Genomic DNA, 6,992 nt, shown 5'->3' with positions numbered 1-6,992 from the left:
GGCGTCCTGCGCGCCCCACGTCCAGTGGCGGATTTCCGGCAAATCCTCGCCATTCGCGTCGATGTACTGCTTGTGCTCGATCAGCTTGTCCAGCAGCTTCTGCTTGAGATAGACGCCCCGCTCACCCGTCTGCGGCGCACGGTTGATCACGTCGATCACCAGGTGGAAGCGGTCCAGCGCGTTCATCACGGTCATGTCGAACGGCGTCGTGATGGTGCCCTCCTCCTTGTAGCCGTGCACGTGCAGGTTGTCGTGGTTGGCACGCCGGTAGGTCAGCCGGTGGACCAGGCTGGGGTAGCCGTGGAATGCGAAGATCACCGGCTTGTCGCGGGTGAACAGCTGGTCGAAACCGTCGTCGTCCAGGCCGTGCGGGTGCTCGCTGGGCGACTGCAGCTTCATCAGGTCGACCACGTTGACCACGCGCACTTTCAGTTCCGGCAGGTAGCGCCGCAGGATCGACACCGCCGCCAGCGTCTCCAGCGTGGGCACGTCGCCGGCGCAGGCCATCACCACGTCGGGGCCGCCGTGCTGGTCGTTGCTGGCCCACGGCCAGATGCCGATGCCCAGGCTGCAGTGCCGCTGCGCCGCCTCCATCGGCAGCCATTGCGGCGCCGGATGCTTGCCTGCCACCACCACGTTGACGTAGTGCCGGCTGCGCAGGCAGTGGTCGATCACCGACAGCAGGCAGTTCGCGTCCGGCGGCAGGTACACCCGCACGATCTCCGCCTTCTTGTTGACCACGTGGTCGATGAAGCCGGGATCCTGGTGGGTGAAGCCGTTGTGGTCCTGCCGCCATACGTGCGAAGCCAGCAGGTAGTTCAGCGAGGCGAGTGGGCGTCGCCACGGGATCGCCGCGGTCATCTTCAGCCACTTGGCGTGCTGGTTGAACATCGAATCGATGATGTGGATGAACGCCTCGTAGCAGTTGAACAGGCCGTGCCGTCCGGTCAGCAGGTAGCCCTCCAGCCAGCCTTCGCACTGGTGCTCGCTGAGCATCTCGACCACCCGGCCCTGCGCCGCGAGGAATTCGTCGTCCGGCTTCAGCGCGGCCTGCCACTGGCGGCTGGTGGCCTCGAATACCGCGCCGAGACCGTTCGACACCGTCTCGTCCGGCCCGAACACGCGGAAGTTGCGCGACCGCTCGTTGAGGCGGATCACGTCGCGCAGGAACGGCCCCAGCACGTGCGTGTCGCCGATGCCGCCCACCCCGGGCTGCGGCACCGCGACCGCGTAGTCGCGGAAATCCGGCAGGCGCAGGTCGCGCAGCAGCAGGCCGCCGTTGGCGTGCGGGTTCGCGCTCATCCGGCGCGCGCCGGCGGGGGCGAGCGCGGCCAGCTCGGGCCGCAGCCGGCCGTGCGCGTCGAACAGCTCTTCCGGCCGGTAGCTGTGCAGCCACGCCTCGAGCTGCTGCAGGTGCTCCGGCGGACTGCTGGCGGAGACCGGCAGCGGCACCTGGTGCGCACGGAAAGTGCCCTCAACCGGCTTGCCGTCGACCAGCTTCGGCCCGGTCCAGCCCTTGGGCGAATCGAGCACGATCATCGGCCAGCGCGGCCGCGCGGTGACGCCGTGTTCGCGCGTGTCGCGCTGGATCTGCCGGATCTGCGCCACCACCGCGTCCATCGCCGCCGCCATCGCCTGGTGCATCGCCGCAGGTTCGCTGCCCGACACGAAATGCGGCACCCAGCCATAGCCGCGCAGCAGCTGCTCCAGCTCGTCGCGGCCGATCCGCGCCAGCACCGTGGGGTTGGCGATCTTGTAGCCGTTCAGGTGCAGGATCGGCAGCACCGCGCCGTCGCCCACCGGATCGAGGAACTTGTTCGAATGCCAGGCCGTGGCCAGCGGCCCGGTTTCCGCCTCGCCATCGCCGACGACACAGGCGGCGATCAGCCCGGGGTTGTCGAACACCGCGCCGAACGCGTGGCTCAGCGAGTAGCCGAGTTCGCCGCCCTCGTGCAGCGAGCCGGGACATTCCGGTGAGGCGTGGCTGGGGATGCCGCCGGGAAACGAGAACTGCTTGAACAGCCGCTGCAGCCCCGCCTCGTCCTGGCTGATGTCGGGGTAGACCTCGCTGTAGGTGCCGTCCAGGTACGCGTTCGCCACCACCGCAGGGCCGCCGTGGCCAGGGCCGGAAAGATAGATCACGTCCAGGTCGTATTGCCGGATCGCCCGGTTCAGGTGTGCATAGATGAAGTTCTGCCCGGGCGTGGTGCCCCAGTGGCCCAGCAGCATGTGCTTGATGTGCGAGAGCGCCAGCGGTTCCTTCAGCAGGGGATTGGCGCGCAGGTAGATCTGCCCGACCGAAAGGTAGTTCGCGGCGCGCCACCAGGCGTCGATGCCGTGCAGCACGGCGGGGTCGAACGGCTGGCGGGCCAAGGCGTCGGTGGTCATGGTCTGGCACCCATCGCATGCGGAAATCCGGCTTGTTGCACTATGTATACCCCGGGCCGTGAATTTTGCTGCGGCACCTCGTCACACGCCGCATTCCACGGTTCCATCATCCTCGGCGCCCCACCCGGTTTGATCACGCAGCGGAAACGACCCCATGGCCGTACGCGAAAACACCGAAGACGGCGGCCCGGAAACTCCGCCCTGGGCCAGCCTCGGCGCCGGCCTGATCACCGGCGCGGCCGACGACGACCCCAGCGGCATCGCCACCTATTCGCAGGTAGGCGCGGCGTTCGGTTACGGCATGCTATGGGCGGCGCTGGTGACCATGCCGCTGATGATCGCGATCCAAGCGATCAGCGCCGGCATCGGCCGGGTCACCGGCCACGGCCTGATGGACGGCATGCGCCAGCACTACCCGCGCACGCTGGTGTATGCGCTGCTGGCGCTGATCTTCATCGCCAACGTGATCAACCTGGCGGCGGACATCGGCGCCATGGGCGCGGCGCTGAAGCTGCTGGTCGGCGGGCCGGCCCTGCTCTACGCCGCCGGTTTTGCGGTGCTGTCGCTGCTGCTGCAGGTGTTCATTCCGTTCACCCGCTATGCGCCGATCCTGAAGGTGCTCACCCTGAGCCTGTTCGCCTACGTGGCCACCGTGCTGGTGGTCGACGTGCCCTGGCACGCCGTGCTGAGAAGCATCGTGCTGCCGCCGATCAGTTGGAGCGCGCCCTACGCCGTGGGCCTGGTGGCCCTGCTCGGCACCACCATCAGCCCCTACCTGTTCTGCTGGCAGGCGTCGCAGGAGGTCGAGGAAATCGAATCGAAAGTGCGGCGGCAGCCGCTGCAGGACGCGCCACAGCAGGCGCCGAGCGCCCTGCGCCGGATCGGCATCGACACCACGGTGGGGATGGTCTTCTCCAACCTGATCGCGTTCTTCATCATCCTCACCACCGCCGTGGTGCTGCACGCACACGGCAAGACCGACATCCAGTCCTCGGCCCAGGCCGCCGAGGCCCTGCGGCCGCTGGCCGGCGAGCTGGCGTTCGCACTGTTTGCCGCCGGCATCATCGGCACCGGCCTGCTCGCCGTGCCGGTGCTGGCCGGCGCCACCGCCTACGCCGCCGCCGGCGCGTTCGGCCAGCGCAGCGGGCTCGAACACAAGCCGCACGAGGCGCGCTTCTTCTACGGCGTGCTGATCGGCTCGGCCCTGCTCGGCATCGCGCTCAACCTCACCCCGCTCGACCCGATCAAGGCGCTGTACTGGAGCGCGGTGATCAACGGCGTGGCCGCCGTGCCGCTGATGGTCGCGATGATGCTGATGGGCTCGCACCGCAAGGTCATGGGCGAATTCACCATGCCGTGGCCGCTGAAACTGTTCGGCTGGCTGGCCACCGCCGCGATGGCGGCGGCGGCGGCGGGCATGTTCGTGACGTGGGGGAAGTGAGCTGGACTGTTTCCCGCCCCCGAGGGTGAAATGGTGGCACCGTCAGCCATGTCCCCGGGCGCGCCCGGGGACATGGCCTTGCGGGCGACGATCGGTCAGAAGCTGGCCGTCACGCGCGCGTACCAGAAGGCGCCGTTGAAACCGAACGGCGAGGTGAGCGCGTACTTGACGCCAAGAAACCGCAGCGTTGGGTTCCGCTCCTTGCCCGGGTAGGTGTCGAAGACGTTGTTGCCGCCGACGGCCACCGAGAAGACGTCGTTGATTTTGTAGCGCGCCTCCAGGTCGAGCAGCGTCTTGCCGCTGTAATGATCCGCGTCGGTCGGCGGATTGTTGCTGCCGAACAGGCCGACCGTGGTGCTCCAGCCGCCGTAACGGTTGATCCGCGCGATGGCGTCGAACCGGTTCAGCCCATAGTCGAAACTGAGCACTGCCCGGCTCTTGGGCACCTGGTGTTCGAGGTCGTACACGAAATCGTTGTTGAGCGTGTCCGGCTTCACCTTGACCACGCTCTGTGTGTTGCGGTTGTAGCGGAAGTCGATGTTGAGCTTGCCGTCACCCAGCTGGTGCCGCGTGTCGAGCACGAAGTCGATGCCGTGGACATGGGAGCCATACGCGTTGCCGAAATAGCTGGCGTCGCTGCCGAGCAGCAGTGGCGCGTTCGGGTAGCCGCCGGCGGTGAGCTGGTCGACGGTGGCCTGGGTAATGGTCTTGCTGACCAGGCCGATGCGGTTGTCGATCCTGATCCGGTAGTAGTCCAGGGTGGTGGTGACGTTGTCGGTCGGCGTCCACACGGCACCGACGGACAGGCTCTTGGACGTCTCGGTCCTCAGCGGTGCCGAGCCGAGCGCACGCGCCACCGGGTTGTTCACCGGATAGGTGCCGCTGGGGATCAGGCCGCCCTGGGCATTCGCCGTGGTGGTGACGTTCAGCGTGTTGGCCTGGCCCGGGGTCGGCGTGCGGAAGCCGGTGTTGTAGGTGCCGCGCAAGGCGAACGTGTCGGTGATCGCGTAGCGGCTGGAAAGCTTGTAGACCACCTTGGAACCGTAGCCGTTCGCATGCTCGTAGCGCACTGCCGCGGCGCCCGACCACTTGTCGGTGAGGTTCGTCTCGGCGTCGAAGTAGGCGGATTCGCTGTTCTGCGTGAACCGCCCGGCCGCGCTGGTCGGAAAGCCCTGGAAGGCGTCCGAACCCACGCCGAACACCGACGCGGTCGGCCCCACCTGGATCGAACCGGCATCGCCCTGATGGATGATGTAGGTTTCCTGGCGCCACTGCGCACCGAAGGCCAGCGTTAGCGGCGAGTTGTCGAACGAGCGGACGAAATCCGCACCGGCGCCCTGCTCGCGCTGGGTCAGCTTGCCGGGGCGGAAGCTGGTGGGCGAAAGGCTGCCCAGGCTCGGGTTGATCGAACCCTGCAGCCGGTAGTCGACCTCGTTGCTGCCGGTGCGATAGTGCGCATCCCACTGGAAGTTGCTCTGCCCGCCGCCGCGCACGCCGCCGACCAGCTGATGGTCGGCGATGTCGGCGCCGAACATCGGGCTGTAGCCGCCGGGGAACTGCTTGTAGATCGGGTTGAGCAGCACCCAGCCGCTCGGACTCGTGGCGGCGGCCGTAAGATAGTTCGCCGGGCTGCCGCCGCCGGCAACGATGCTGTCCACCAGCGACTGCGGCGCGTTCGCCGGCGTCAGGGTGCCGCTGGCGTAGCTGACCAGCGTCGAACGGCCAGCGATGCCGTACTGCGCCGGCAATACCGGGTTGCGGTAGAAGAAGCTGGACAGGACCTTCTTGTCCATGAAATTGCCGTAGCCGTACAGCTGCACGTCGCCCGCCAGCGGCAGGCCCGCGTTGACGAAGAGCTTGTTCGACTTGGTCTGCGGATCGCCCCAGCGCTGGCCGAGGCCGTCGTACGGCACCAGGTTCGCACCCACCGCCGCCGCGACGAGCGCCGCGTTGTGCTGTGGAATGCCGCGTGAAGTGGGATCGGTGGTCTCGCGCTCGGCGCTCACGTGCACGAAGCCGTCAGCCCCGAGCGGGAACCCGGCGTCGGCGTCGTAGCGCCGCAGGTCACCGTCGCCCTTGCCGTACTTGCCCCATTCCGCGCTGACCGTCACGCCCTTGGGGGCCTTCTTCAGGATGACGTTGACCACACCGGCGATCGCATCCGATCCGTATAGCACCGAGGCGCCGTCGCGCAGCACCTCGACGCGCTCGACCGCGTTGGACGGGAACACCGAGAAATCGACCGCCTGCGCGCCCTGGTTGAAGGTGCCGAGCGGATCGATCTGCAGGTTGACCAGCGCCGAACGATGGAAGCGCACGCCGTCGACCAGCACCAGGGTCTGGTCGGGCGACAGGTTGCGCAACGATACCGGCCGCACGAACGCCGTGCCGTCGGCGATGGGAAAGCGCTGGGTGGTCAGCGACGGCACGATATTGGTCAACGTGTCGGTCAGGTCTGCCGATGGCTGGTTCGCGATCTGGCTGCCGCTGAAGGCGTCGATCGGCGATATCGATGCGGTCGGCGACAGGCCGGCCCGGTGCGTGCCGGTCACCACCACCTGCTGCAGGTTGGTGATCGCTTTGTTCTTCGCTGCATCCTTCTGTCCCTGCGCCTTGGTCGCCTGGCTGGCTGTGGCCTGTCCGCTGTCCGTCACCCCCGGATCCTGCGCCTGCGCCGACCACGCCACCAGCGCCGCCGCGGCAAGCGCCGTACGCACCGCACGCACAAGCACCACGTTGACCCCCACTTGCTTAGGCATCGCTCTCCCCTTCGAATTGACCCCATTGGCCCAGCGCCGCAACCTACTCCTGCCTGACCCGTCAAAAAAGGGTCACCAAGAAGTTGCGGACGTGGCGTCACGCCGCTGTTTTCCTGCATCGCACCGCCAGCCGCGCCGGAAGGCGGTCGGCGCGCCGTCAACGCCGAGCCGGGTCCGGTCATTGACGAAAGTTCCTGCGACGAATCATGGCCCTCCGGGCCGGCCGATGACGCGGGCTTCCGCCACCAGCCACGGCGATTCGACGCACGGCGACCCGTCGTGCGGGTGCTTCGCCCGCACGCTCGCGGGACGCGGATACGACGCCACGGCCGACCACCGCGCCTGGTCGGCAACACGCCACAAGGGGCCGACGGCATCACACCGTCGGCCCCTGTTCTTGTTTA

3 protein-coding genes are annotated in these 6,992 nt (G+C 67.7%); 1 reads left to right on the top strand and 2 read right to left on the bottom strand.

Annotation, left to right across the window (positions count from 1 at the left end; genetic code table 11):
* A partial coding sequence (locus RHOFW104R8_RS16280; RefSeq protein ID WP_068096411.1) for a phosphoketolase occupies positions 1 to 2,388 on the bottom strand: 2,388 nt, incomplete at its 3' end.
* A 154-nt stretch (positions 2,389 to 2,542) separates the two neighbouring features.
* Here RHOFW104R8_RS16280 and RHOFW104R8_RS16275 point away from each other — a divergent pair.
* Positions 2,543 to 3,829: an NRAMP family divalent metal transporter gene (locus RHOFW104R8_RS16275; protein ID WP_068096413.1), complete on the top strand. Its 1,287-nt coding sequence runs from the start codon at positions 2,543 to 2,545 to the stop codon at positions 3,827 to 3,829.
* A 95-nt stretch (positions 3,830 to 3,924) separates the two neighbouring features.
* Here RHOFW104R8_RS16275 and RHOFW104R8_RS16270 read toward each other — a convergent pair whose 3' ends face one another.
* Positions 3,925 to 6,588, bottom strand: coding sequence for a TonB-dependent siderophore receptor (locus tag RHOFW104R8_RS16270; protein WP_068096414.1), 2,664 nt, complete (start codon positions 6,586 to 6,588; stop codon positions 3,925 to 3,927).
* Between the last annotated feature and the right edge of the window lie 404 nt (positions 6,589 to 6,992).

Origin of the sequence: Rhodanobacter sp. FW104-R8, from assembly GCF_001617365.1 — a bacterium.
Classification (GTDB): Bacteria; Pseudomonadota; Gammaproteobacteria; order Xanthomonadales; family Rhodanobacteraceae; genus Rhodanobacter.
This window is presented reverse-complemented; position numbering and strand designations above follow the sequence as displayed.

Excerpts from the sequence above, each read along its gene's own strand:
- RHOFW104R8_RS16270 (WP_068096414.1), bottom strand. The coding sequence starts at position 6,588 with ATGCCTAAGCAAGTGGGGGTCAACGTGGTGCTTGTGCGTGCGGTGCGT.
- RHOFW104R8_RS16275 (WP_068096413.1), top strand. The coding sequence starts at position 2,543 with ATGGCCGTACGCGAAAACACCGAAGACGGCGGCCCGGAAACTCCGCCC.